Source organism: Neobacillus soli NBRC 102451, from assembly GCF_001591665.1.
In the GTDB taxonomy this organism is placed as follows: Bacteria; Bacillota; Bacilli; order Bacillales; family Cytobacillaceae; genus Neobacillus; species Neobacillus soli.
This window is the reverse complement of record NZ_BCVI01000002.1, coordinates 12,858-39,524: the sequence shown is the minus strand read 5'-3', so window position 1 is coordinate 39,524 and position 26,667 is coordinate 12,858. Positions and strand designations below refer to the sequence as shown.

Annotated in this window: 24 protein-coding genes; 6 read left to right on the top strand and 18 right to left on the bottom strand. The window is 41.2% G+C overall.

Going from position 1 to position 26,667, the window contains the following annotated elements:
* Positions 1-71: 71 nt before the first annotated feature.
* Complete coding sequence (locus tag BSO02S_RS00465) at positions 72-1,331, bottom strand: Y-family DNA polymerase (protein WP_066060768.1); 1,260 nt, start codon at positions 1,329-1,331, stop codon at positions 72-74.
* 159 nt (positions 1,332-1,490) lie between these two features.
* Between BSO02S_RS00465 and BSO02S_RS00460 the strand changes: the two genes are divergently transcribed.
* Positions 1,491-1,682, top strand: a complete 192-nt coding sequence (locus tag BSO02S_RS00460; RefSeq protein ID WP_066060766.1) for a YqzH family protein — start codon at positions 1,491-1,493, stop codon at positions 1,680-1,682.
* 277 nt (positions 1,683-1,959) lie between these two features.
* On the opposite strand, the gene BSO02S_RS00455 is transcribed toward BSO02S_RS00460, so the two are convergent.
* Positions 1,960-2,757 (bottom strand): SDR family NAD(P)-dependent oxidoreductase, encoded by a 798-nt coding sequence (locus BSO02S_RS00455; protein ID WP_066060764.1) that lies wholly within the window; start codon positions 2,755-2,757, stop codon positions 1,960-1,962.
* A gap of 33 nt (positions 2,758-2,790) precedes the next feature.
* Positions 2,791-3,753 carry an MBL fold metallo-hydrolase gene (locus BSO02S_RS00450; protein WP_066060762.1) on the bottom strand — a complete coding sequence of 321 codons (963 nt, stop codon included), beginning with the start codon at positions 3,751-3,753 and terminating at the stop codon, positions 2,791-2,793.
* Between the two features lie 491 nt (positions 3,754-4,244).
* Between BSO02S_RS00450 and proC the strand changes: the two genes are divergently transcribed.
* From proC to namA, 3 genes are all read left to right on the top strand, one after another.
* Complete coding sequence (proC, locus tag BSO02S_RS00445) at positions 4,245-5,090, top strand: pyrroline-5-carboxylate reductase (RefSeq protein WP_066060759.1); 846 nt, start codon at positions 4,245-4,247, stop codon at positions 5,088-5,090.
* 60 nt (positions 5,091-5,150) lie between these two features.
* Entirely contained in the window at positions 5,151-6,290 is a 1,140-nt protein-coding gene (locus BSO02S_RS00440; protein ID WP_066060757.1) for a glycosyltransferase family 2 protein, read from the top strand.
* Positions 6,291-6,360: 70 nt separating this feature from the next.
* Positions 6,361-7,380 carry an NADPH dehydrogenase NamA gene (gene namA / locus BSO02S_RS00435; protein WP_066060753.1) on the top strand — a complete coding sequence of 340 codons (1,020 nt, stop codon included), beginning with the start codon at positions 6,361-6,363 and terminating at the stop codon, positions 7,378-7,380.
* A gap of 42 nt (positions 7,381-7,422) precedes the next feature.
* Here the strand turns inward: namA and rnz are convergent, their stop codons facing one another.
* The gene (rnz, locus tag BSO02S_RS00430) at positions 7,423-8,346 is read right to left on the bottom strand and encodes a ribonuclease Z (RefSeq protein WP_066060751.1); all 924 of its coding nucleotides are present in this window, start codon (positions 8,344-8,346) and stop codon (positions 7,423-7,425) included.
* A 255-nt stretch (positions 8,347-8,601) separates the two neighbouring features.
* On the opposite strand from rnz, the gene zwf reads away from it, so the two are divergent.
* A complete protein-coding gene (gene zwf, locus BSO02S_RS00425; RefSeq protein WP_066060772.1) occupies positions 8,602-10,071 on the top strand; it encodes a glucose-6-phosphate dehydrogenase in 1,470 nt (489 codons plus the stop codon).
* Positions 10,072-10,269: 198 nt separating this feature from the next.
* Here zwf and BSO02S_RS00420 read toward each other — a convergent pair whose 3' ends face one another.
* The 4 genes from BSO02S_RS00420 to mce form a co-directional block, all read right to left on the bottom strand.
* On the bottom strand, positions 10,270-11,547 hold the full coding sequence (locus tag BSO02S_RS00420; protein ID WP_066060749.1) for a DNA polymerase IV: 1,278 nt from the start codon (positions 11,545-11,547) through the stop codon (positions 10,270-10,272).
* 71 nt (positions 11,548-11,618) lie between these two features.
* Positions 11,619-12,740 (bottom strand): tripeptidase T, encoded by a 1,122-nt coding sequence (locus BSO02S_RS00415; protein ID WP_066060747.1) that lies wholly within the window; start codon positions 12,738-12,740, stop codon positions 11,619-11,621.
* A gap of 94 nt (positions 12,741-12,834) precedes the next feature.
* Positions 12,835-14,382 (bottom strand): acyl-CoA carboxylase subunit beta, encoded by a 1,548-nt coding sequence (locus BSO02S_RS00410; RefSeq protein ID WP_066060745.1) that lies wholly within the window; start codon positions 14,380-14,382, stop codon positions 12,835-12,837.
* 5 nt (positions 14,383-14,387) lie between these two features.
* On the bottom strand, positions 14,388-14,801 hold the full coding sequence (gene mce / locus BSO02S_RS00405; protein WP_066060742.1) for a methylmalonyl-CoA epimerase: 414 nt from the start codon (positions 14,799-14,801) through the stop codon (positions 14,388-14,390).
* 163 nt (positions 14,802-14,964) lie between these two features.
* Between mce and prli42 the strand changes: the two genes are divergently transcribed.
* Positions 14,965-15,060, top strand: a complete 96-nt coding sequence (gene prli42, locus BSO02S_RS26770) for a stressosome-associated protein Prli42 (protein ID WP_152681152.1) — start codon at positions 14,965-14,967, stop codon at positions 15,058-15,060.
* Between the two features lie 46 nt (positions 15,061-15,106).
* Here prli42 and BSO02S_RS00400 read toward each other — a convergent pair whose 3' ends face one another.
* From BSO02S_RS00400 to BSO02S_RS00355, 10 genes are all read right to left on the bottom strand, one after another.
* On the bottom strand, positions 15,107-15,619 hold the full coding sequence (locus BSO02S_RS00400) for a L,D-transpeptidase (protein WP_066060740.1): 513 nt from the start codon (positions 15,617-15,619) through the stop codon (positions 15,107-15,109).
* 22 nt (positions 15,620-15,641) lie between these two features.
* Complete coding sequence (locus tag BSO02S_RS00395) at positions 15,642-16,637, bottom strand: aromatic acid exporter family protein (protein WP_066060736.1); 996 nt, start codon at positions 16,635-16,637, stop codon at positions 15,642-15,644.
* A 68-nt stretch (positions 16,638-16,705) separates the two neighbouring features.
* Complete coding sequence (locus BSO02S_RS00390) at positions 16,706-17,428, bottom strand: amino acid ABC transporter ATP-binding protein (protein ID WP_066060734.1); 723 nt, start codon at positions 17,426-17,428, stop codon at positions 16,706-16,708.
* Entirely contained in the window at positions 17,421-18,080 is a 660-nt protein-coding gene (locus tag BSO02S_RS00385; RefSeq protein ID WP_066060732.1) for an amino acid ABC transporter permease, read from the bottom strand. Before BSO02S_RS00385 ends, BSO02S_RS00390 begins: the two co-directional genes overlap by 8 nt.
* Positions 18,081-18,156: 76 nt before the next feature.
* A complete protein-coding gene (locus tag BSO02S_RS00380) occupies positions 18,157-18,939 on the bottom strand; it encodes a transporter substrate-binding domain-containing protein (RefSeq protein ID WP_066060729.1) in 783 nt (260 codons plus the stop codon).
* 254 nt (positions 18,940-19,193) lie between these two features.
* Positions 19,194-19,631: a BrxA/BrxB family bacilliredoxin gene (locus BSO02S_RS00375; protein WP_066060727.1), complete on the bottom strand. Its 438-nt coding sequence runs from the start codon at positions 19,629-19,631 to the stop codon at positions 19,194-19,196.
* A 168-nt stretch (positions 19,632-19,799) separates the two neighbouring features.
* The gene (locus tag BSO02S_RS00370) at positions 19,800-21,119 is read right to left on the bottom strand and encodes a hypothetical protein (RefSeq protein WP_066060725.1); all 1,320 of its coding nucleotides are present in this window, start codon (positions 21,117-21,119) and stop codon (positions 19,800-19,802) included.
* A 210-nt stretch (positions 21,120-21,329) separates the two neighbouring features.
* The gene (gene meaB / locus BSO02S_RS00365; RefSeq protein WP_066060723.1) at positions 21,330-22,451 is read right to left on the bottom strand and encodes a methylmalonyl Co-A mutase-associated GTPase MeaB; all 1,122 of its coding nucleotides are present in this window, start codon (positions 22,449-22,451) and stop codon (positions 21,330-21,332) included.
* Complete coding sequence (gene scpA / locus BSO02S_RS00360; RefSeq protein WP_066060721.1) at positions 22,452-24,650, bottom strand: methylmalonyl-CoA mutase; 2,199 nt, start codon at positions 24,648-24,650, stop codon at positions 22,452-22,454. It abuts the gene before it with no gap.
* Positions 24,631-26,508 carry a methylmalonyl-CoA mutase subunit beta gene (locus BSO02S_RS00355; protein WP_066060718.1) on the bottom strand — a complete coding sequence of 626 codons (1,878 nt, stop codon included), beginning with the start codon at positions 26,506-26,508 and terminating at the stop codon, positions 24,631-24,633. The genes scpA and BSO02S_RS00355 overlap by 20 nt, the downstream gene beginning before the upstream one ends.
* Positions 26,509-26,667 lie beyond the last annotated feature (159 nt).

Genomic DNA, 26,667 nt, shown 5'->3' with positions numbered 1-26,667 from the left:
CCGTGTTTCCTTTATCTCAGTCAAAGCGCTCCAGTCCATACGCCGCTAAACGGGCGCTTCCGCTTTTCTTATTACATTTTATGTCCTCCAACGAGTGTTGCCCGGTGCTTAGCCGTTCCGGCAGCCGTATAAGAAACGGCACGTAATAGAGAACCCGAGCCGTAGCGCCTGCGAACAGAATCAACGACATAGCCCAGCTCCCGTCTTTTATAGGCACCCCTGTCGAAAAGGTCGAGCTGAAGCTCGCGGTCGTCGACAATATTTCCGATGGCAAGCGAAATTTGCCTTACCGTCTTTCCGTTATAGTGCTCATGAAATAATTCAAGGCAGACACGGTAAAGATCCATCGTCACATTCGTTGGCTGTTGAATCGTTCTGGAACGATGAAAGCCGCCGCCAAATTCATCTTGGCTGTAGCCGACTCCGAGACTGATTGTTCTCCCTGCCTTCCGGTGCGTCCTTGTTCTACGGGCTACTTCTTCACACATTTCTAAAATGACCGCCTTAATTTCTGATTCCTCCTTATAATCTCTTAAAAGAATTTGGCTTTTTCCAAAGCTGATTTGTCCCTCGATAAGTGGTGCACCCAAATCAGACAGATCCACCCCCCACGCATGATGATAAAGCTGATTCCCCATAATTCCGAATTTCTTTTCCAGCTTTTCTAAATCATAACGGGCCAGCTGACCAACCGTGAAAATTCCCATGCCATTTAATGTCTTTTCAACACGTCTGCCGATTCCCCACATTTCTCTAAGTGGTGATACGTTCCAAAGCTTCGTCTGAACATCTTCATACGTCCATTCCGCCACTCCTTTTTTCTTTGCATCAAGGTCAAGGCAAAGCTTCGCCAGTAACATATTGGGGCCAATCCCAGCCGCACATGGAAGCTGGAATTCCCGCTTAATATCAGCCCGTATTTTTTCGGCAATCGTATGGGCATCACCCCACAAATGAAAGGCACCATCCACTTTAATAAAGCTTTCATCGACACTATAGACATGAATGGCTTCTTTTGGCACATAGCGGTTAAACACACGCGAAATTTCTGTTGCAATCCGTAAATACGTGGCCATTTTTGGCTCAACAACTTGAATCCTCGGGTCATTGGGAATCTCAAACAGCCGTGAGCCGGTTTTGATCCCAAATTCCTTTTTCAAACGTGGAGAAGCGGCTAGCACGACACTTCCCTGCCGCTCCTTGTTGCCCGCCACCGCCAAATAGCAATTCAAAGGGTCGAGTCCGAGTATGACAGCGGCACAACTTGCATAGAAGCTCTTCATGTCCACGCATAAAATTTTATTTTTCGGTAATGCGCTGTAATCGACCATGACTTTTCCTCCACTTTCCAAATATCGAACATAAGTTCTTTATCATTATACTCATATCTTAAGCGAATATTCGTTCGTATTCAATGGAAATTTTTTGGCGGGTTTCCAATATGGAGATTTAGGCTAAAAGCGGTATAATGATTGGTGAGGTGTACTCGTATGGAAAAGAAGCTGATCAACAAAATGATCTTGAACTGTTTAAAACAGTATTATGAGGCTGAGTCCATGCCAATTGGTGATAAGGATTTGGAGGAGCTGACAAAACGGATTTTTCAAATAAAAGAGGAAGAACCTACGGCGGATTTATTTGAGGTTGTAAATGATACGGTGTATGAGTTTTTAACAGGGTGAAATTTTTCCCATACTTAGGTTCTTAGATTTATAAATCATAATAAAAACGATTGTCATAAAGATTTAGGGAGCTAGAACTGGAGATGAAATAAAAAAACGTCCTTATAAGAGGTTTATGAGGACGAAAACGGTGATGAAACCATGAATATTGTCCTCATGAAGGGTCCATGAGGACAAAAATCGTGATAAATCCTAGAACTCTGTCCTCATGGAGAGCCTATGAGGACGAAAACGGTGATGAAACCTAGAATTCTGTCCTCATTGGCGGTCTTTGCCTCTATTTCTTATTAAACGCCCGCTTTCCAATCCGCTCAAACAGTCGTGGAAAAAGGACATACACAACGCTCCCCATGTTCATCCAGCGCGGAAGATTAATCTCCCTGGTTTTCGTCAGCATGCTGTCAACAATTTTCCCGGCAACATATTCAGGCTGGAGCATAAACCGTTGGACATTTTTCACATAAGTACCTTGTTCATCGGCAATGTTAAAAAAGTTGGTGGCAATTGGTCCTGGGTTCACTGCTGTCACCTGGACATTGTAATCAGCAAGTTCCATTCTCAGCGAATTCGTGTAACCAAGAACGGCATGCTTTGTAGCTGAATAAACACTGGATTTGGGCGTGGCGATTTTACCTGCCTGGGAGGCAATATTAATAATATGGCCATAACGCCGGGCGCGCATCTTTGGCAAGACCATACTGGTGCATGCCATTAGCCCTACCACATTCACCTCAAACATCCCTTTAATTTCATCTATCGTGGCTTCATGGGCTTCGCGAAACACCCCAAAGCCGGCATTATTGACAAGGATATCAATGTCCCTAACTTTTTCAAAAATCTGCCGAAAAACTACCTGTACCTGATCTGTGTTTGACACATCAAGCTGGAAAACATCCACTTTCACCTGATATTTTTGCATCAGTTCCGATTGCAGCTGCTCAAGCTTATCAATGCTTCGAGCAAGCAAGACAAGATTGGCACCACTTGCGGCGCAAAGCTTGGCAATTTCTGCCCCAATTCCGCCGGAGGCACCAGTAATCACAATATTTTTACCTTTTAAATGTTCCCTAACCATCATAACACCTCATCCGAGTTGGTCCCATTCATCTTACCTCGTAGCTTGATAAAGAACGGGCAGACTATCATTACTAATAATCTCTCCGATAGAGGATAAATAGTCAAGCTGGGCCACAGTTTCCGATATGGTTAATATCGGTTCCCGCTGATAGACAGATGGAAAAAGCCGCTGGCAGATTTCAAAAACGGTGAGCTTCTCTTGTTTCAGCCAGTTATTAACCGTCATTGCCCGCTCATGCTGCCGCGTTAGTCTTTTTTCAATCAGCTCTTCCAGCTGGTGGACTTCCTCCCCATGACCAGTGTAGACATATTGAATTGGGTACGACAATAGCTTCTTCATCGAGTCATTATGCTGAAGCTGCGGCTTCGGCCTTTCCGTTTCACCGGGCGCAGGCGGCTCGAGCAAGGGATTCGGAGAAATATGAGCTAAGATTAAGTCGCCGCCAATTAAAACTCCATCCTTTTCTCGAAAAAGCGCGATTTGACTTTGAGCATGACCAGGTGTTTCAATTACCTGCCAGTCATTAAGCCCAAGCGGCCTCATCCCCTCAACAAGATGTCCCGTCAGCGAGCGATTACACGAATACTTCAGCGTTTTTCTTAACTCAGAAAGGAACGGGAAAAATTCCTTTGGCAGACCAAACTCTTGGAAATACAAACGAAAAAAATCCTCTTGTTCTTGAAGAAAAGCCTCCGTTGGGCGAATCCAGCGTTCATTCAACGGATGACCATACACCTCTAATGAATCCGGGAAAAAGTCAAGCATCCCGGCATGGTCTGGGTGATGGTGAGTAAGGACCACCTGTTCAATATCGTTGGGACTCAAGTTTAAATCATCCATTTGAGCCGTAAGTGAATTCCAAGACTCTTCCGTATTCACCCCCGCGTCGACGAGTGTTAATCGCTCCCCTTTAATCAAATAGGCATTAACATCTCCGACCGGAAAAGGAGTCGGTAAGGTAATCTTGGCAATTCCGTCTTTCCATTCTGTCATTTAAAAAACTCCTTAATATTATTGTTAGATAAAGATTAAAAATAATAAGATTTGAACATTCTGTGACAAGTAATATATAGATTAAAGTGTAGCGGTTTTTTCGCCGAATGTCATTATTTCTACATAACTTTTCGGAAAAAGTAAAAAATTCAAAATATATTTCACTTGACAGACAGGCCCTAATTCAAGCATAATCACAATTAAAATTTAATTTGTTGAAAGCGATGAATAAGGCCAGTAAATGAGAAATGGCGAAAGAGAGTGAAGTTCGACGGCTGAAAGACTTCACCGCCCTCTTAATCATTGAACCTACCTTATGAGCATTTAGGAAAACCTAACGCATATCCGGCGTTATCGGAGTCGAGTGAACCCGAATTGAACATCTATTCAATTAGGGTAAATGAAGGTGGTACCGCGGAAGCTAGACCTTTCGTCCTTTATGGATGAGGGGTCTTTTTGTATTTTAAAAGAGGAAAAAAGGGGGATTTTCCATGAAAAAAATTGCAATTATTGGTGCAGGGTCGATGGCTGAAGCATTCATTTCAGGAATTCTTGAAAATGATTTAATTGATAGAAAAAATATTTGGGTGACAAATAATGCAAATCAACAAAGGTTAAATAACTTGGAGGAACGTTATGGCGTCCAGAGTACGTATGATTCGAATGCTTTTTTTGAAGGTGCTGACATTGTCATGTTAGCAATGAAGCCAAAAGATGCCGCAACAGCCATTCAATCCATCCGTGATTACTTAACTAAGCAAATGCTGATTGTTTCCGTTCTCGCGGGCGTTTCCATGAATACCATTGAAACCCTCGCGGAGAAACCACTTTCATTGGCAAGATCGATGCCTAACACGTCTGCTGCGGTCGGAAAATCAGCTACTGCCATTGCAGTGAATGAACGCGTCTCCACTGAGCAGCTAGAAATAACAAAGAAACTATTCGGAACGGTCGGATTGGCAAGGTTTGTTGAGGAGGAGCAGCTTGATGCGGTAACAGGGCTATCTGGAAGTGGACCCGCCTATATCTATTATTTAATCGAAGCAATGGAAAAAAGTGCGGTAGAAGTTGGCCTTGAAAAGCAAATGGCTAGTGAACTTATCGTACAAACATTACTTGGCGCAGCAGAAATGGTGAAAAACTCTTCCAAATCCTCTGAAGAATTACGAAGAGAGGTGACAAGTCCTGGCGGGACAACAGAGGCAGGGATTCGAGTTCTTGAAGAAAACAATGTGCAGCAAGCGTTCATTTCTTGTATTAAAGCAGCGACTGCCCAATCAAAAAAAATGGGGGCAGCATTAAGTTCCCAGCTCGAGACGGCCGATCAACCTTCCTAAAGTGGATGTTTGACCTTCATTCCATTACACTAGGGAAAAAGGGCCTGGGAAGTGTTGTATATGCTAACAATCTTATTTTCTTTAGGCATTCTAGTCTGGATTGTCTTTCTATTGGATGCACTAATAGGTTTACGGAAACTGGATTCACTTGAAAAAGAAGTGAGCCTAGACCATGGGCCGTTATTATCAGTCATCGTGGCGGCGCGCAATGAAGAAAAACAAATCAGGGCGAGTATTTTAAGTCAGTTGAAGCAAACATATAAAAATGTCGAATGGATTCTCGTCAATGACCGTTCCACCGACGAAACAGGAAAAATCATGGATGAACTAACGAAGGATGACTTACGAATAAAGGTTATTCATATCAATGAATTACCCGCTGGATGGCTAGGTAAAAATCACGCTTTGTATAAGGGAACTCGTCACGCTTTAGGGAAATGGCTTTTGTTTACAGATGCCGATGTGAAATATGAGAAAGAGGCCTTTGCAAAGGCACTCCATTACTTTGAAAAACATCAGCTTGACCATTTAACGGCTGCACCCAATTTAAGCGCAAACCGTTTTTGGCTAAAATCATTTGTCGCTTTCTTCCTTTTTGGGTTTTCCTATTTTAAACGCCCATGGATGGCTAATAACCCAAAGTCAAAAATCGGGACTGGGATTGGCGCATTCAATCTTGTTTCTAAAAAGGCCTACGAGTCGTTTGGAACGCATGAAAAACTGAAAATGAGGCCGGACGATGATTTACAGCTAGGGATGAAAATGAAAAAGGCCGGCTACCGGCAGAGAATTGTCACAGCGCTCCGGCTAATCGAAGTCGAATGGTATGGAAGCTTGAAAGAAGCCTTTGTCGGGCTTGAGAAAAATACATTTGCTGGATTAAATTATCGAATCAGTATGGTATTCTTTTCAATCTTTGGAGTCTTTGTCACAAATGTCCTCCCGTTTCTGACCATATTTTCCGAAGACAAAACAATTGTCCTTCTAAGCTTAGGGAACATTGTTATTAGTGGACTTCTTTATATCATCATCATAAAGAAAATGACAGTTTTCTCGCCTGCCTTGTTTCTTGTTTTACCAATTACTGCTTTATTATTTATCTATTCCATTATACGGGCAAGTTTCCTAACGTTTAAACGCGGGGGCATCGTTTGGCGCGGTACAACCTATCGCTTAAGCGAGCTTCGTGAGAAAGACTAAAAGCAGGATTTTAGATTATTTATATACCGGTTGCTATACTAGAAGTGCTTATAGAAAAGGAGGACTTTAAATGACAGCGAAATTATTTTCTCCTTTTACGATAAAGGGAGTCACGCTAAAAAACAGAATTGTGATGGCACCAATGTGTATGTATTCAAGCCATAATGAAGACGGACATGTGCAAAATTGGCATCGCACCCACTACACAAGCAGAGCCGTCGGTCAGGTCGGTCTCATTATTGTTGAAGCAACAGCAGTTACACCTCAAGGGCGGATTTCTCCTCAGGATTTAGGTATTTGGAGTGATGAGCATGTGGAGGGCTTCGAGGAGCTTGTTGGCCTCATAAAAGAGCATGGCACCATGACGGGCATTCAACTCGCCCATGCCGGCAGAAAGGCAGTATTAGAAGGCGATATTATTGCCCCCACAGCAATCGCCTTTAATGAAAAATATAAAACACCTAAGGAAATGACAAAATCGGATATGGAAGAAACGGTCGAGGCCTTTAAAAAGGGCGCTGCGCGTGCTGCTAAAGCTGGCTTTGATGTCATTGAGATTCACGGGGCGCACGGATATTTGCTTAACGAATTCCTCTCCCCGCTTTCCAATAAACGAAACGATGAATACGGCGGATCTACGGAAAATCGTTATCGCTTGCTGCGTGAGGTGATTGATGCCGTTAAAACGGTTTGGAATGGTCCATTATTTGTCAGGGTTTCCGCTCATGATTATCATGAAGATGGCTTAACGGCAGAAGATTACATAGTATTCGCACAGTGGATGAAGGAGCAGGGTGTCGATTTAATTGATGTCAGCTCAGGGTCCGTTGTACCAGCTCGTATTAACGTTTATCCAGGCTATCAGGTGAAATATTCCGAAACAATTAAAACTGGCGCTGATATCCCAACAGGTGCCGTAGGCTTAATCACTTCTCCGATCCAGGCTGAGGAAATTTTACAAAATGACCGAGCGGATTTAATCTTTTTAGCCAGGGAGTTACTGCGCGACCCATACTGGCCGCGAACAGCTGCCAAAGAACTTGGTGTTCCCATAGACACACCGGAACAGTACAAACGCGGCTGGATATAGATATCCGGCAAAGAAAGCACTCACAACTGGTGAGTGCTTCTCTCATTTAAGTGGGATATTAATTTCTTTAAAATCCTCCGCAATCTCTGTATTCGGAAATATTTCCTTCGCTTCCTCCACTAATTCACGCCAGTCATTTCGATCATAACGGGAACTTATATGTGTCAGGCAAAGTTGCTTACTTCCAGCTCGTAAAGCAATATCGGCAGCCTGATGGGTTGTCGAATGAAAATAATCAAAAGCGAGCTTTTCCTCGCCTTTTGAGAAGGTTGCTTCATGTACTAAATAATCGGCATTTTTTGCAAGCATTCGTGCATTTTCGCAGAATCTTGTATCGCCAAGAATCGTGACAATGCGTCCCTTTTGTACAGGCCCAAGAAACTCACCTGGTTCAATCACCCTGCCATCTTCAAGAGTAACGGTTTCCCCATTTTTTATTTTTTTAAAAATCGGCCCGGGCTGTACCCCTGCTTCCTTCAGTTTATCAGCAAGCAATGTACCAGGCCTGTCCTTTTCCACAATCCGATAGCCGTAAGAAGGGATACCGTGTTCGAGCAAACGTGTTTCTACCGTGAACTGCTCATCCTCAAAAATAACGCCCTCATCGATTTCAATAACTTTCAATGAATATTTTAAATAGGTCTGACTTAATGAAAGGCTGACATGAATATATTCCTTAATCCCTTTCGGCCCATACACCGTTACCTCTGATTCCCCGCCTTGAAAAGAACGGCTGGATAACAGTCCTGGCAGACCATAAATATGATCTCCGTGAAGGTGGGTAATAAAAATTTTTTCAATCCTACGCGGCTTGATTGATGTATGTAAAATTTGATGCTGAGTTGCCTCACCCGCATCGAATAACCATACAGCCCCCCGTTCCTCCAGCAATTTCAACGCAATTGACGTTACATTGCGAAGTTTCGCCGGCATCCCCGCACCCGTTCCTAGAAAAAATATGTCCACAATCAAAACCCCTCTCTTAACCGTTCGATAATCCGATATGGATAATATATCACAAACTCTTTTTGATTGCTTCTCCATAACTCTCGGCAAAAAGGAATGACAATAGTTTGATACATGCAATTCAATTATTTGCGAAACCTATTAGAAAAAGATAAATTTAATATTTGATAAAGCCTTTTTGTTAAAACTACATACGCACCCAGGCTTTTAGAAAAGAGGAAATTAACCGTGGAACAAAATATGAATTCATTAATCATGATATTTGGAGCAACAGGCGATTTAGCAAAACGCAAGTTATTCCCGTCTCTCTACCGGTTATTCGAAAGAGGAAGATTGGAGAAGTTTGCCGTTATTGGTGTGGCAAGAAGAACCCTTGATAATGATGATTTTCAGCAATCTGTTAAGGATTCCGTATTGTCTGCACTCGGAGAAAAAGGAAACCTTGATGAATTTGTCTCACATTTTTACTATCAAGCCCATGATGTTGCAGATTCAAGCTCCTACACCTCACTGCGGAAATTTGCGAATCAGATTGATGAGAATTATCAACTTGATGGCAACCGCATCTTTTATCTGGCGATGGCTCCTGAATTTTTCGGTCCTATTGCCCTACATTTGAAATCGGATGGCCTAACGGAAGTAAAAGGATACAAACGGCTTGTCATAGAGAAGCCGTTCGGACATGACTTAGAATCGGCCAAAGAATTAAACAAACAAATTAGAAGTGCGTTTTCTGAAAAAGAGGTTTATCGAATTGATCACTATTTAGGAAAAGAAATGGTCCGCAATATCGAAGTCATTCGTTTTGCCAATGCCATCTTCGAACCGCTTTGGAACAATAAATACATCTCAAATATTCAAATTACGTCCAGCGAAACGCTTGGTGTTGAAGAACGAGGGCGCTATTATGAAACAAGCGGTGCATTACGAGATATGCTCCAAAACCATATGATGCAAATGGTTGCATTACTTGCGATGGAACCGCCAATCAAACTGACAACCGATGAAATTCGTTCGGAAAAAGTAAGAGTGTTCAGGGCGCTTCGAACGATTGAAGGAGACAAGGTGAATGATTATTTTGTTCGCGGCCAATACGGTGAGGGAACAATAGGCGGGAAAAAGGCTCCAAAATATCGTGATGAACCAATGGTGGACAAAGAGTCGAATACAGAAACTTTCGTTGCTGGAAAAATAAAAATTGATAATTTCCGCTGGGCTGGTGTCCCTTTTTATATTCGAACAGGCAAAAGAATGGCAGCCAAATCAACAAAAATTGTCGTTCAATTTAAAGATATTCCTATGAATTTATATTACCAAACCGAAAAAATGTTAAATCCTAATCTTCTTGTCATCCACATTCAACCGGAGGAAGGCATAACCCTGCATCTAAACGCTAAGAAAGCCGGCGGGCACTTAGATGCGCAGGAGGTAAAGTTAAGCTTTGCCAATACAGGCAGTAATGCGATGAATACACCTGAAGGGTATGAGAAGCTCCTTTACGATTGTATGCGCGGTGATGCAACGAATTTTACCCATTGGGACGAAGTAGCGTATTCATGGGCGTTTGTTGATAAAATCTCGGAAGTTTGGGAAAACTCGAAGGCGGACAGCTTTCCAAATTATCAATCCGGGACAATGGGTCCAAAAGCAGCGGACGAGCTTTTGGAAAAAGACGGTTACTTCTGGTGGCCAGTAGGAGATTTAGAAGTAGATATATGTAAATAAGAAAAGCAGAAGCGCCCGTTTAGCGCACGACAGGACTGGAGCGCTTTGACTGAGATAAAGGAAACACGGAGAGCGGTAGCGATTCGATGTTGACTTATCGTAGGGAAAAGAGCGAAGTCCACTAGCCGCTGGGCGCTGGAGCTAGACAGTAATAAAAGTTAAAAAAACACCACTTTGTTGATACAGCAAAGTGGTGTTTTAGTCTTCTTCATTATTTTTATGGGGGAAGGTGCGCAGAAAATCTTTATTAAAGCTCGTCCCCGTTCCGATATTATGCGACGGGTCAATTTTATGCGATCCGGCATTTTCAACAATATCCTTCCCGTATTTTTCACGAAGGCTGGAAAGAGTTTTAAGCAAGGGTTCCTTTTTCGCATCCTTTTCATAGGAAAACAAATCTAATTGTTTGTAGGCGTGCTCATGATCGACTAAATCATTGCCTGTAATCCCTAACAATCGAACGGAATCTCCATTCCAGGATTTTAAAAAGAGCTGCTTAGCAAACGTTGCAATGTCCTCTTTATGATTGACAGGGTTAGGGAGTTTCTTGCTTCTTGTAATCGTTTTTCGGTCCTTATAGCGAATCGTTATGCTTAAAGTCGTCGCAAGAACATTTTTCCGCTTCAGCCTAACTGAAACCGTTTCGGCTAATGATTCTAATACACGGAAAAGCTCATGTTGATTGCTAACGTCCCTTGGCAGGGTTGTCGAATTGCCAATACTTTTAAACTCCTCAATCGATTCCGGGTCAACAGGCCGAATATCAATTCCATTTGCCCTCTCTTTAATCCGAACTCCATTAATACCAAGAAGCGTTTTTAGCTGAATCTCATTCCCTTTAGCTAATTCACCGATGGTAAAAATTCCAATCGTCTTTAGCTTTTCCGCGGTCTTTTTTCCCACACCATGCATCTCATTTGTGTTCAGTGGCCAGAGAACTGTAGGAATATCGCGCTTGCGAAGGATGGTAATCCCCATCGGCTTTTTCATATCAGAGGCCATTTTCGCTAAAAATTTATTCGGGGCGATGCCAATACTGCAAGGTAAATCAAGCTGTTCCAAGACTCGTTTTTGAATGCTTTCAGCTATTTCTATAGGACTACCAAATTCAAAGCTTTCGCTTATATCCAAATAACCCTCATCAATCGAAACCGGCTCGACAAAGTCCGTATACTGTCTAAGAATTTCAAACATGCCAATGGAAGCGGCCCGGTAACGCTCGAAATTTGGAGATTTAACAATTAACTGCGGACAAAGTTTTTTTGCTTCCCATAGCGGCATCGTTGTTTTGACACCAAACTTCCTTGCTTCATAGCTACAGGTGACGATAATCCCTCTGCGTTCCTCAACGTTTCCAGCTATCGCAAGCGGTTTTCCCTTAAGAGTAGGGTCATAGGCCATTTCGACCGAGGCATAAAAGCTATTCATATCCACATGCAAAATGACTCGTCCGTTTTTCGGATACATTTCCTTCAAGCCGAACACACCTTTAAAAATTATTAGCTAACAAAAGGAGAACCATTTGGCTCTCCTTCGTCAAGCTGTAACTATTGATTTGTTACTTCGTCAATGATCGCGATGGTCATTTCCGCCAGCTTGTATAATTCTTCAAGCGGCATCCGCTCGTTTGTCGTATGAATTTCTTCATATCCAACAGCAAGGTTTACCGTTGGGATGTTGAACCCATTAAATACGTTGGCATCACTGCCGCCGCCGCTTTGCTGTAATTCACAGCTGCGGCCGATTTTTACGGCTGCCTTCCGAGCGACTTCTACCACATGGTCGCCTTCGCCAAATTTGAACCCAGGATACATGATTTCTACATCGACTTCTGCCCTGCCGCCCATTTCAGCCGCAACCGTTTCAAAGGCTTCTTTCATTTTGCCAACCTGTGCCTCCATTTTTTCAGGGATAAGCGAACGGGCTTCTGCTAAAATATCAACGCGGTCGCAGACGATATTCGTTGCTTGCCCGCCTTCAAAACGGCCAATATTTGCTGTTGTTTCATGATCGATTCTACCGAGCGGCATCTTTGCAATTGATTTAGCGGCAATTGTAATCGCAGAAACTCCTTTTTCAGGCGCTACACCGGCATGAGCGGTTTTGCCATAAATAACGGCTAGCACTTTTGCTTGTGTTGGCGCAGCGACAACCACATTCCCAACCAATCCATCACTGTCAAGGGCATAACCATATTTTGCTTTTAGCAATGATGGATCCAATGCTTTTGCACCATGTAGACCAGACTCTTCGCCAACAGAGATTACAAATTGAATCAAGCCGTGCGGAAGATTTTGTTCTTTTAGCAGACGAATGGTTTCAAGCATCACCGAAATACCCGTTTTATCATCGGCACCTAAGATAGTTGTGCCATCGGTCACAACATAGCCATCTTTAATTGATGGTTTTACGCCTTTCGCAGGTGTAACAGTATCCATATGGCAGGAAAAATAAATTGGATCTACTCCCTCTTTTGTTGCGGGAAGTGTACAAACTAAGTTTCCGGCTCCATGACCTGTGACAGCCATTGTATCGTCTTCAAAAACATCAAGACCTAAATCAGAAAACTTTTGCTTTAATACCTTCGCAATTTCAGCCTCATATTTCGTTTCTGAGTCAATTTGTACCAGTTCTAAAAATTCATTCAAAAGACGTTCTTGATTAACCATCTTGTCAACCCCCATGTTATGTACTCACTATTTTAGTATACCTCTTTCCTATTCCAATCATCAAATGATAGGACAGGTGCCTTTTTTTAAAAGCTTATAGTGGGATATTTCCATGTTTTTTATAGGGTCTGGATTCTTTTTTATTTCGCAGCATTTCCAACGCTTGAATAATTTTTATCCTTGTTTCCCTAGGATCGATGACATCATCGACCATGCCTCTGCTTGCTGCCACATAGGGGTTGGCAAATTTTTCACGATATTCATCAATCTTTTGTTGTCTGGTCAGTTCTGGATTTTCGCTTTTGTTTATTTCCTTCGCAAAGATAATATTGGCTGCCCCTTGTGGACCCATGACCGCAATCTCTGCATTGGGCCAGGCAAACACTAAATCAGCACCAATGGACTTGCTATTTAGCGCCACATAGGCCCCGCCGAAGGCTTTTCTTAAAATAATTGTCAATTTTGGCACGGTTGCTTCAGAATAGGCAAATAAAATCTTTGCCCCGTGACGGATGATTCCACCGTGCTCCTGTTTAACGCCTGGGAAGAATCCCGTTACATCCTCAAACGTAATGATTGGAATATTAAAGGAATCGCAAGTACGGATAAACCTTGCTGCTTTATCCGATGAATCGATATCCAAGCCCCCCGCCATCACCTTTGGCTGATTACAGACAAGTCCCACTGGTTCACCCTTGATTCTAGCAAAACCAACAACAATATTTTTCGCAAAATCCTTGTGAATTTCCATAAAAGAATCCGTGTCGGCGACTTGTTCAATGACCTTCCGGACATCATACGGCCTGACGGCATCAAATGGAATCGTATCGGTTAAGTCCGGGCGATAATCCTCTTCTTCCTGGACCGGAAGCCTTGGTGGCTTTTCCTCATTGTTTTGTGGAAGATAGCCAAGTAACTTGCGAACATTTTGTAAAGCCTCCGCTTCTGTTTCAGAGCGAAAATGAGCATTGCCGCTAATGGAATTATGTACATCTGCACCACCAAGGTCTTCTGCGCTAATTTTCTCACCCGTAACCGTTTCAATGACCTTTGGACCTGTGATAAACATTTGGCTTGTTTTCTCGACCATAAACACGAAATCCGTTATCGCAGGGGAATAAACCGCCCCCCCAGCACATGGCCCCATAATGACAGAGATTTGCGGAATAACACCCGAATAAATCGCATTCCGGTAAAAGATATGTCCGTACCCATCTAACGAGACAACACCTTCTTGAATACGGGCCCCGCCGGAATCGTTTAGACCAACAAAGGGTGCCCCGTTTTTCGCTGCTAAATCCATGACATTCGCAATCTTTTTCGCATGCATTTCCCCTAATGCCCCGCCAAAAACCGTAAAGTCTTGCGAAAATAGATAGATGGGACGGCCATTAACTTTTCCATAACCTGTCACTACCCCATCCCCAGGCCCCTTTTGTTCATCGAGACCAAAATCATTGGTGCGGTGCTCAATGAAGGGATTTAATTCAAAAAAGGTACCCTTATCGACAAGAAGTTCAATCCTTTCCCTTGCAGTCAGTTTCCCTTTCTCATGCTGTTTTTCGATGCGTTCGTCCCCGCCGCCGAGTTCTACCTCTCTGCGCTTATCATATAACTCATTTATCTTTTCATAGATGTCCATCCTAATTACCCCTTCTTCCCTATCATCTCACAAAGCTCATACAAAACACCTGACGTAGATTTTGGATGCATGAAGGCAATATGTGCTCCACCCGCTCCGAGTCTTGGCTGCTCATCAATCATTCGAATCCCTTTTTCATTCATTTCAATTATTCTTTCTTCAATCGATTCTACACCGAGTGCCACATGATGGATGCCTTCCCCGCGTTTTTCAATAAATTTGGCTATCGCACTTTCATCAGATGTGGGCTCAAGTAATTCAATCTTTGTCTCACCTGCTTGTAAAAAAGCGACTCTCACCTTTTGACTATCAACTTCTTCAATCCCTATCAACGGAAGATTCAGCGTTTCCGTATAAAAAGGAAGTGTTTGTTCAAGTGATTTAACAGCAATTCCAATATGGTCGACCTTTTTAATCATTTTTTACCCCTCTGTTTTCAAAATAAAAATAAATTCGACAATTAACTTATTCGGTAAAAAGTTCATAAATCCTTCCTAAATTGCTTAGTAGTTCCGTTGTTCATTTGGGCTTTTCCCTGTACAATAGAAATAAAGCTATTGAAAATAAAGGGAGGTACCTAGATTGCAAAAAAAGAAGACAAGGAAAATTATTGTTTATTTAATGCTTTTCGCCATGCTTGCCTCAACTCTTCTAATTGGAATCGGTTCATTACTTTAAAAAACATATAGGAAGGGACTGTTCAAATCGAACAGTCCCTTTTCCTTTATTTAATTGCCCCATTTTCTTGGGCCAGTGCTTCAAATGACTTTTTTGAAGAGATAACTAACACTTTTGTTCCTAAAGGAATTAATGGAAAAAGTGAGGTAACAACCTCATTCTGTGTGCGGATGCAACCTTGCGAAACATACTTTCCAATTGAGGCGGGCTGATTCGTCCCATGTATGCCATACGTTCTTCCATCTGTTTCTAAAGCATCAAATCCAATCCACCTGGCACCAAGTGGATTTGCTCGATCTCCTCCGGGAATATTCCCTTTTCGAAAGTAAGGATCTTTTGCCTTTACCGTTATCGTAAAAAGACCTTCAGGCGTTAACTCTTGTGTCTTACCTGTACCAACACTTACGACAGTTTGTACTTTATTTTCATTAATAAAAGCCAGTTCATTATTACTTTTGTTAACAATAACAAAGGGATGTCCTGGCAAAGGGTTTGGCCCCAATGGCCAAAGTGGTGAGAGGAAAAAAGCAATCAGGATTGGCGATAAGATTTTTATCAAAGCAGCCACCTGCCTTTTTTTCCTAGTTTGCTTCAATTTTCTTTTGTTTATTCACTGATATAGATGTTTTTATTCCTTGAAATGAACTTTTTATAATGAGATAGTCATTCATTTCATTAACTAATTGCAGCAAGGCCGCCCGGGTTTCAAATTCTTCTCTTGTTTTCGGAAGATCCATTTCTTCAAAGTCTCTTTTCATTTCTCTTAATTTTTCAATATAAATATGGGCCGTATTTCCAGGATGAATGTTCTCAGAAAGTTCCTCAAGAAACAGAGCAACCATATGCCCTTGCTTTACTGTCCTTGTAATAGAGGTGACAATTGGTAAGACACGTTCGATAATTTCAAACTGTTTTTCCCTCATTTTAAAATAATGAAAATAAATATTCTCTTCTCTTAAAAAATGATTCTCGACATCTTGAAAAGCTAGTGTTTTTGCCTCCTCAAGTAATCGGGTACATTCGGTAATTTCTTTCCCATCCCAATTACTATCACCTGTACGTAAATAACGGACCATTTCACAGAAAATATTTTTATAGTTTTCCTCGATTTCCCCTTGATAGTCCTTAAGTTTCTTATCCACGCTTGGCATATAAAGATTAATGAGAAGTGCCACCCCAATACCTACGGTGATGACGCCAAGTTCATTTAGAAAAATATCCAACGTTATTTTCTCTGCCATATAGATATGTAAGATGATGACACTGCTGGTAACCACGCCATCCCTCGCCTTCAGCATGACAATCGTCGGAATAAAGAAAACCAACATGACTCCGATCACAATTGGATGATAGGCAATTCCTTCAAAAAAAAGGGCAGAAAAGGGCATCGCCAAAACGCAGGCCAAAAATCGATCCCATGCGGTTCGGAGCGAGCGCCTTTTTGTAACCTGAATACATAAAATGGTTAAAATACCGGCGGAGGCAAAGTTATGCAGTCCAAGCCGCTGCGCCAGTAAAATTGCAATTGCCGTGCCCACCGCCGTTTTGATTGTCCGATATCCAATGCGAAATTTCATTATTTATCTCCCCAAAAGTAACCAATATAAAAAAGATGGTCATCAAGACCATCTTTAGCATATCCTTATTAAAGCATTTTTTGCAAGAATTCCTGTGCCCTCTGACTCCTTGGATTGGTGAAAAATTCCTCAGGCGGTGCATCTTCAACTAACACTCCGCCATCGAGGAAAAGGACTCGGTCTGCCACTTCTCTGGCAAAGCCCATTTCATGTGTTACAATCGCCATCGTCATCCCTGTATGGGCAAGTGATTTCATAACCTCTAACACTTCTTTAACCATTTCAGGATCTAGTGCGGAAGTTGGTTCATCAAAAAGCATGACATCGGGCTGCATTGCTAATGCCCGGGCAATGGCCACCCGTTGCTTTTGTCCTCCCGACAATCTAGTTGGATATTCATCTGCTTTTTCCGTGAGACCTACTTGTTCTAACAATTCTAAGGCGATTTTCTCTGCCTGATCCTTTGACAATCCTTTTACCTTCATTGGAGCATAGGTAAGATTTTGCAAAACCGTTTTATGCGGAAATAAATAAAAGTGCTGAAACACCATTCCGACATTTTGGCGGACCTTCATGATATTCGTCTTTTTATCGGTAACATCTTGATCCCTTACCAAAATTCTCCCGCTCGTCGGGTTTTCAAGAACGTTCATGCAGCGAAGAAAGGTTGATTTTCCTGAACCTGATGGACCGATAATTGCTACAACTTCCCCCGCTCCAATAGTTGTTGAGATTCCCTTTAATACTTCGAGCTTGCCATAATTCTTATGCAAATTTTCTATCTTAATCACTGCGTCTCATTCTCCTTTCAAGCGCTTTTCCTAATAAAGTTAAAGTAATAACCATCAGGTAATAGATTAAGCCGGCAATTAATAACGGCTCGAAAAAGGAGTAATTCTCTGCCCCCACTTGATAAGAACGGCGCATAATGTCCATAACGCCGATGGTGGTAACAATTGCTGATTCCTTTGTAAGTGAAATAAATTCATTCATTAAGGCCGGCAGGATATTTTTAAGTGCTTGAGGCAGGATGATATCCCACATCATTTTCCCGTAAGGCACACCAAGCGCCATCGCTGCTTCCTGCTGCCCCTTATCAACGGCCAGAATTCCTGCCCGAATAATCTCCGATATATAGGCTCCGGAATTCAGCCCAAACGATAATATAGCTGCTGTATAGGGCTCAATTTGATAACCGATGATCTGTGGCGATCCATAATAAATAAGCATTAACTGCAAAACGAGTGGTGTCCCGCGGAAAATCGAAGTATAAACATCGGCAACCCAGTTGAGGATTTTAATCGAGCTTATTTTAAATAATGATAAGATAATTCCAAGTACAAACCCCAAAACTCCTGCTAAAACAACAATCTGCAGGGTAACTAAAATCCCTTTTAATATATATGGCATGGAGGGAATGAATTGTGTAAAATCTAAGTTCATTCATCATTCGTCCTTTCTATCAAAATAAAAAATGGCAGAGACGTTCAGATGCGAACGTCTCTTGGTAATTCAAAAATTATTCTTCCCCACCGAACCATTTTACAACCAATTTCTGCAATTCGCCGTTTTCTTTCATTTTCTTTAACTCTTTATTGAACTTCGCCGTTAAATCACTGTTTTTCGGGAAGGCAATCGCCGAGCCCGCTTCTTCAGGATCATCACTAATCGTAAAGCCTTTAAATTCCTTTTCTTTCTCAAAATAACCCTTGGCTACTGTGTCTTCAATAATAGCCGCATCAAAACGTCCTGATTTAATTTCTTGGATAAGGTCTGGAATACGGTTCCGGTTTTCAATCTTTATAGGTACCTGTTTATTAATCTCTTCTGCTTTTCCTTCTTGAATTGACCCTAGCTGCACTCCAACTGTTTTCCCTTTTAAATCGGCAATCGTCTCAATCCCACTATCTTTTTTAGAGACAATCATGTGATGTGCCGTATAATAGATATCACTGAAATCAACATTTTTCTTTCTTTTTTCAGTAGGTGTCATCCCTGATAGGACAAAATCAGCTTGTCCCGATTTAAGTGATTGGACCAAGCCGCCAAAATCCATATCTTTTACCTCGAACTTTAAGTCAAGCTTTTTAGCAATTGCTTTTGCCAAATCGATATCAAACCCGATAATCTCGTCACTTTTCTTCGTTTCAACATATTCAAACGGCGGGTAGTCGGCAGAAGTTGCCATTACTAGTACCTTCTTATCTCCGCTTTTTTTGTTAGCTTTTTCACCTGTACCACATGCTGCTAATATTCCTACAGACATCATCAACGTTAATACTAAAATAACTGCCTTTTTCATTTGTTTTCCCCCTATATCTTTTCTGAAAATTAGAATTTTTAAAATTCACATATTCTTCTTGTTATTTAATGCTAATTTCCAAAATTACTAGTTTTTCTTATTAATAATTATTCACTGTTATGTATTTTAACACATACTAATAATTATGCAAATATATTTTTAAAAATCCACCTATGTTTTTCTAAAGTAATTTTTTCCAAAACAAAAAGGATCACGCTCCATTGGGGAGATTGACCCTTTCCGCGGTATTTAGATTAGACTTCTTCACAATATTGGTCAAATTCCTTTTGAAGCTTAGAAACGACGGTCGCTGGATCGAAGCCTTCAATTTGATGTCTTTCAATCATCGAGCAAATCTTACCGTCTTTTAAGATGGCAAACGATGGAGAGGATGGCGGATAACCAGTAAAGAAGCTTCTTGCTGTTTCTGTTGCTTCCTTATCCTGCCCTGCAAAAACGGAAACCAGATGATCTGGACGTTTATCATAATGAACGGCATGTGCTGCAGCTGGACGAGCAACACCGCCGGCACAGCCACAAACAGAATTAATCATCACTAAAGTTGTTCCTTTTTGTGCAAGAGCCTCTTCCACATCCGAAGATGTTTTAAGTTCTTTATACCCAGCAGACACGATTTCTTGACGTGCCTGATTTACCACATCATTCATGAAAAAGTTAAAATCCATGCTCATAAAAATCCCTCCTTAAAATATGCCTATACCTATATATTAACAGTAAAAATGCATTTTTTTCAAATATGAAGGAATATTACTGTTAATTTCCGCATTTCATGGTTAATTGAAAAAACAGAGAGCAATTTCTGCTCTCTGTCTTTTCATCTGAACGCATTACAATTACTATTACTCGCCCTTGAATTTGATTGCTACGCGGGTACTTTCCGCTTTTTTTCCGGAGCGGATAATACTTACATATACTTTACCTGACTTTTTCCCAAGTTGAGAAATAGAAATAGTCGTTGCAGCACCCGATGACTGCTTTGCTGCTAACAGTTTTCCACCTTTGCTGGCATTATAAACTTTTATTACATCGCCCTTTTTAAGAGTCTTTACACTAACCTTATCAGCTTTTCTTTTATTATTGCTTACTTTTACTTGCGAAACTTTTAAAGGTGCCGACGGTTTATACATGAGCGATGTCATAACCGAATAAAGAACACTGTGTTTTTTATCTAATGTTGCCAAAAATTGCTCTTCCGTTGCGTCTTCCTTTAAATATTTTGAAGCACTAATTTTTTTAGCCTTTACAGACTTGTTAATATTCCAAGTTTCATTAGTGAGCTTAAGGCGGATTCCTTTCACCCCACTGTCATCCTGGATCCCAGCGATATTTAAAACCGATGATGACTTTCTTTCGAAAAATTTACTATCGACAAAAATATCCGTTTTTAAATAGTTTTTATGAGTTAATACTTTTGACTTTTTCAACTCAGGAACAGATTGTTTAACCATTTCTTGGATCCCCACCAAACCTTCTTTGAGTTCAGCAGCCGTCATCTTAGAATTATCACCAGCAACCTTGCTGATTTCATTCACAGCGGTAACAATTTGGTCTAATGCATTATTATCTTTTGATAGATTAGTAAGGAAAGTCAAGAGAAGTTTCTCTACTTCATCCGCATAAACCTCAGCATGGATCTTATGCCCCTTTACCTTAACACCATTTACCTTTTCTGTTGCAGACTTTACACTGATATGTTTAGGGTTTGGTATATTCCTTACGATAGGTCCGATTAATTTCGTTTGCAGATCTTGAATCATTTTATCATTTGGTGGTGTCCCATTATCCATAGGAATACGGATCGGTTTTGATGCATTATCTAATTGCAGAACCATTTGTTTTTTATCTACATAAACTCGAAAAGGAATCTTTCCTTGTTGAAGAATAACATTACCGTTTAGTGATACCGTATTACTATTTTGCATTTTTGTCTGAATTTCTACTTTCATATGATTCAGCAGGCTTAGGACCTTTAGAAGATCTTTATCTTTTACTTGCGATTTACTGTAAGATAATTCTAACGAAGCGGTAGTTTTACTCTCTGAAGACTTAATCTTAGAGTTATTAATAACCATTTGATTAAGGTTAACACCTTTAATAGACTGACATCCGGTAATGAATAATACAGAAGCCAGCAAAACAAGCATAAGTTTTTTTATCATATAAATCCCCCAAAAACATTAATAATTTCCTCTTTAATTGCTTCCATTCGGTGTGCATTTATTTCCTCTGAATCTTATTCTGTTCCTTGTAAATCCACCTTTCTATTATTTATTCTAGTAAACTAACATCTTGCTAAAATGATATTACCATCTTTTAGTTAAATTTTGGGGGAAAATTTATTTATTTTAAAAAAATATTTTACCTAACCTTCACCCTTCTAGATTAATTAAACTAAACAGCATCTCAACGGCAGAAGCCACTGTTTTCTCACCAGCGATTACTTCATTTTCCAGCTTGGGAAGAAGGTTCATAATTGCAGGATGATGAAAAAAATGATAGTGCAGCTGGTCGGTAATCATGGAATAAAGCCATTCTCTTGATTGCACTTTTCTTCTTTCTTCAATAACTCCGGTCTTTTCTCCTGCCTTTTTAAAAGAATCAATAACTTCCCAAATTTCATTAATACCTTCGTTAGTTATTGACGAGCAGGTATATGCTTTTGTACTCCAGCCCTTTGTTGCCGGCTGGAGAAAGTGGAGGATGCGGCTATACTCTTTTCTTGTCTGCTCTGCTTTCTGTTTATTCGCTCCATCTGCCTTATGAACAAGTATGGCATCGGCAAGCTCGATAATTCCTTTTTTCATCCCCTGCAGCTCATCACCTGCTCCAGTCAGAACGAGCAGCATGAAAAAGTCCACCATATCTCTAATAATAACTTCACTTTGACCCACGCCAACAGTTTCTATTAAGATGACATCGAAGCCGGCAGCCTCGCAAATCAACATCGCCTCTCTCGTTTTTCGATGGACCCCGCCAAGTTTTCCTGCCGTTGGTGAAGGACGAATAAAGGCCCTAGGGTTCCTCGACAATTGTTCCATTCTTGTTTTATCCCCAAGAATACTGCCGCCGCTGATGCTAGAGGTCGGATCAATTGCAAGGACTGCCACACTACAGCCTTGGTCACAAAGGTACATGCCAAACGCCTCAATAAATGTACTTTTCCCTGCCCCCGGTACACCAGTTATTCCAATTCGAACGGATTTACTGCTGTGGGAGAGGAGCTTTTGCAAAAGCTGTTGTGCTTTTTGGAAATGCTGTTCCGCATTGCTTTCTACTAAAGTAATGGCTCTTGCTAGCAGGCTTCTATCCCCGTTTAACACCCCTTCATAGAGTTCAGCAACCGACGGTTCTGAGGTCCTGCGTTTTTGAAAGCGGATATTTTTTTGAATGGAAGCTGGTTGTCCTTTCTGCTCCTGCCCCTTTCTTACCACACTTGAACAATTTTCAGGGTGATTCGGGTCGCTCCATTCCGGTTTTTGATCGATAGCCATTTACTCTGCCACTTCCTCGTAACCGAGTTGTTTATAAATCTCCTTTACTACCTTTTGAGCCGCCACGGGGATAATCGTGCCTGGTCCAAAGATCGCCGCTGCCCCATGCTCGTATAGAAATTGATAATCCTGCGCCGGGATCACTCCGCCAATAACCACCAAAATATCTTCCCGGTTAAGCTTCCTTAATTCCCCGACCAGCTGTGGTAATAACGTCTTATGTCCGGCAGCCAATGAACTCATTCCGATGACATGAACATCATTTTCAACAGCCTGGGTGGCCGTTTCTTCCGCTGTTTGAAATAATGGTCCAATATCTACATCAAACCCTAGGTCAGCGAATGCAGTAGCAATCACTTTTGCTCCGCGATCATGACCATCCTGACCCATTTTTGCAATCAGAATTCTTGGCCTTCTCCCTTCATTTTCGAGGAATTCATCAGTCATCCTTTTCATTACTGAAATTTCTTCTTCATTGCTAAATGACTTACTATATACACCGCTAATCGAACGAATCACTGCTTTATGTCTGTTGGCCACACGCTCAATCGCATCCGAAATTTCTCCAAGCGTTGCTCTCACTCTTGCCGCCTGAACAGCCAATTCCAATAAGTTCTGTTCTCCTGTTTCTGCCGCCTTCGTTAAAGCAGTTAACGCTTCTTCGACTTTTTGATCATCCCGGCTTGCTTTTAATGCATTTAATTTTTCCAGTTGTTTTAAACGAACAGTTGTATTATCGATATCTAAAATATCAATTGCTTCTTCTTTCTCAAGCCGATAACGATTGACACCAATGATGGTTTCCTCGCCAGAATCAATTTGCGCTTGTCTCCTGGCTGCTGCTTCTTCGATTCTCATCTTCGGCAGGCCTGTTTCAATTGCTTTGGCCATTCCCCCAAGCCCTTCAATTTCTTCAATATGTGTCCAAGCCCTTTTGACCAATTCATCTGTCAGCTTTTCAACATAATAGGAACCTCCCCAAGGATCGATTACGTTCGTAATTCCCGTTTCTTCTTGTAAAAATAACTGGGTATTACGGGCAATCCGGGCTGAGAAATCCGTTGGCAAAGCAATTGCTTCATCTAAGGCATTGGTATGAAGTGATTGAGTATGTCCCATGACTGCCGCGTGTGCCTCGATTAGCGTTCTCGTGACATTGTTAAAAGGATCTTGCTCTGTCAGGCTCCAGCCAGATGTTTGCGAATGGGTCCTTAGTGCTAACGATTTTTCGTTCTTTGGATCAAAGGAATTCATCATTTTTGCCCAAATCAATCGCGCTGCCCGCATTTTGGCGACTTCCATGAAATAATTCATACCGATTGCCCAGAAAAATGACAGCCTTGGTGCAAAGGAATCGATTTCAATTCCTGCCTTCAGACCCGTCCGAACGTATTCCAAGCCATCTGCAAGCGTATAGGCTAATTCTAAATCGGCTGGCGCTCCCGCCTCCTGCATATGATAACCGGAAATACTGATACTATTAAACTTCGGCATGTATTTGGAGGTATATTCAAAAATGTCGGCAATAATCTTCATCGACATTTCCGGTGGATAAATATAGGTATTACGAACCATATATTCTTTTAATATATCATTTTGGATCGTTCCGGACAGCTTTTCCTGGCTAACGCCCTGCTCTTCAGCCGTCACGATGAAAAAGGCGAGAATCGGCAGAACTGCCCCATTCATGGTCATCGAAACGGACATTTGGTCTAACGGTATTCCATCAAATAGCGTCTTCATATCAAGAATGGAATCAATCGCAACACCTGCTTTACCGACATCCCCAACCACACGCGGGTGATCGGAATCATAGCCGCGGTGGGTCGCTAAATCAAAAGCGACCGATAATCCCTTTTGCCCCATCGCTAGATTACGGCGGTAAAAAGCATTACTTTCCTCAGCCGTTGAAAACCCTGCATACTGTCTAACCGTCCACGGACGATTAACATACATCGTGGGATAAGGTCCTCTCGTATAAGGCGGGAGTCCCGGAAGATCATCAAGATGTTCCAAACCTTCCCGGTCTTCCTTTGTATAGATTGGTTTTAGGTTGATTTGCTCATTTGTTTCAAACAGTAAATCATCGATGGAAGTTTCAAGTTCTTGATTAACTAACTCCTGCCAATCTTCTTTTGTTATGAAATCTTGCTTATCAAACAATGATATGTTCTGAAAATCAGGCTTTTGTTTCTTCAACGGTGCTCACCTCCAAATCGGATAAAATTGCTGAAAGGGTTTCATAGCAATTGCTTTTCACATGGATAAACTGCTTAATACCTTCCCTCTGCCACTGGGCTTGCTTTTCTTTTATAGGAAGTCCTGCAAGGTAAAAAATTCGCTCAGGAAATTCTGATTTCAAGGCTGATAGAATTTCATGCCCCTGGAATTCATATTGGTCATTTGTTCCGCAGAAGCAAACAAAATTAGTTCTTAAGTCTAATACAAACTGTTTTGCATCCTCCACATTTACTATTGGTTTGCTTTCAACTGATTTAATTCCACCCGCGGCAAGAAACCCCTTCATAAAATCAAGCCTTGCTTTGTGTTGTTTTAATTCTCCAAGACAAACCATGCCTACCGATGGGGTCGAACCGAATTTTTCTTTAAGCTGCTTAGCCTTACTCCGTAATTCTTCAAATGGTTCGGCCAATCTCCTTTGAGGGATAGTTCCAATTTCAATGAACGAATGATCCCTTCCACAAATATGACGTTTTTCCTTCAAATGTTTTTTATCAGAAACATTTTCTTCAAGATTAGCATAGACATTTGTTCCGACAATACTTTGCTTTCTTGTCTGAATGTCCATATTCCTTTTTTCGTAAATAGCAGTTATTTCCTGCTGCAGCCAATTTGACTTTAAAACTTCAAGAATGCCGCCATTGGTTTCGATTTGTTGAAAGAATCCCCATGCTTTCTCAGCCAGTTGGTTTGTCAATTCTTCTACATACCAAGAACCCCCAGCAGGATCAATAACCTTTTTCAAATGTGCTTCTTCTTTTAATAATAGTTGTGTGTTCCTAGCAATTCTTTCTGAAAAAGGAGTAGCACCCTTGAGAACATCAAAATTTCCGACGTGGAGATATTGAACGCCCCCAATTACAGCCGCAAATGCCTCATTTCCAGCCCTAAGAAGATTTACATGTTGGTCATGAACGGTTTTTGTAAAAGAAGAGGTTTCAGCAGCAATAATCATTTTACGGGCTTGGTCATTAGCACCATAAAGTTCGGTTATTCGATTCCACAGAACTCGTGATGCCCGAAGTTTCGCAATCTCCATGAAGAAGTTGCCTCCGATAGAGAATTGAAAGATCATTTTTGCAAGAATTTCCTCAAGTTCCATTCCGTTTTCTTGCAGATTTTCAAGATAAAATACCCCTTCAGCCATTGCGATACCGAGTTCTTGAACTGCATTTGCCCCGCCATTATGATATGGAACTGTATCTATTAATACTGTGCGTAAGTTGGGAAGCTTTCCTTTTACTAGTTCAATTTGTTTTACCCATTCATTGAAACCTTCATCGAAAAAAAAGCCTTCTTCCACGCATAAAGCTATTGGGTCAGAACCAATATATCCGCTAATTTTTTCACTAGGTCCTTCCTGCTCTGCCAATTTTGTAAGAAAATCAGCTTGTAAGGCTTTTGCGTTAATGGAGAAAGGAAATTGACTAGATGACTCCCCTAGAAAGCTTAATAGACCATTTGTATTAAGCAAACCTTCACAAACTTCAAACGCTATGGAAGATTGCCCTTTTTTAAATGCTTCCAGTAACTTATCTTTTACATCGTTGGGAGATTGATAGGTAAGCTTCTGTGCTACCTTCCAATCATTAGTAATATATCCTAGTGGATAACTACCCCTTCTAAAATCTGAACCTGCTGGATAATCCGGCACACTTTGCTGATCTTTCCGGGTATAAAGCGGTTTCAAAATAATGTTTTCATATGTAGTAGTTTCTAATAATTCAACCGTTTTTCCCTTTAGAGTTGCCTCAGCTTTCTTTTCCCATTCAGGTAATGTTTTTGAAGGAAAAGATTGATTCTTTATTTTTTCCAAAACTTACATCTCCCTCCTGCTTTCCAAAATTAAATTAACATTCAATAAATTCTACTTAGTACTATTTTATGGTACAAACACAATTCAAGCAATGAAAACCATTGGAAGAAGCCCGTTAGAAATAATCACATAATTTCTACTTGACACATGTAGATTTCC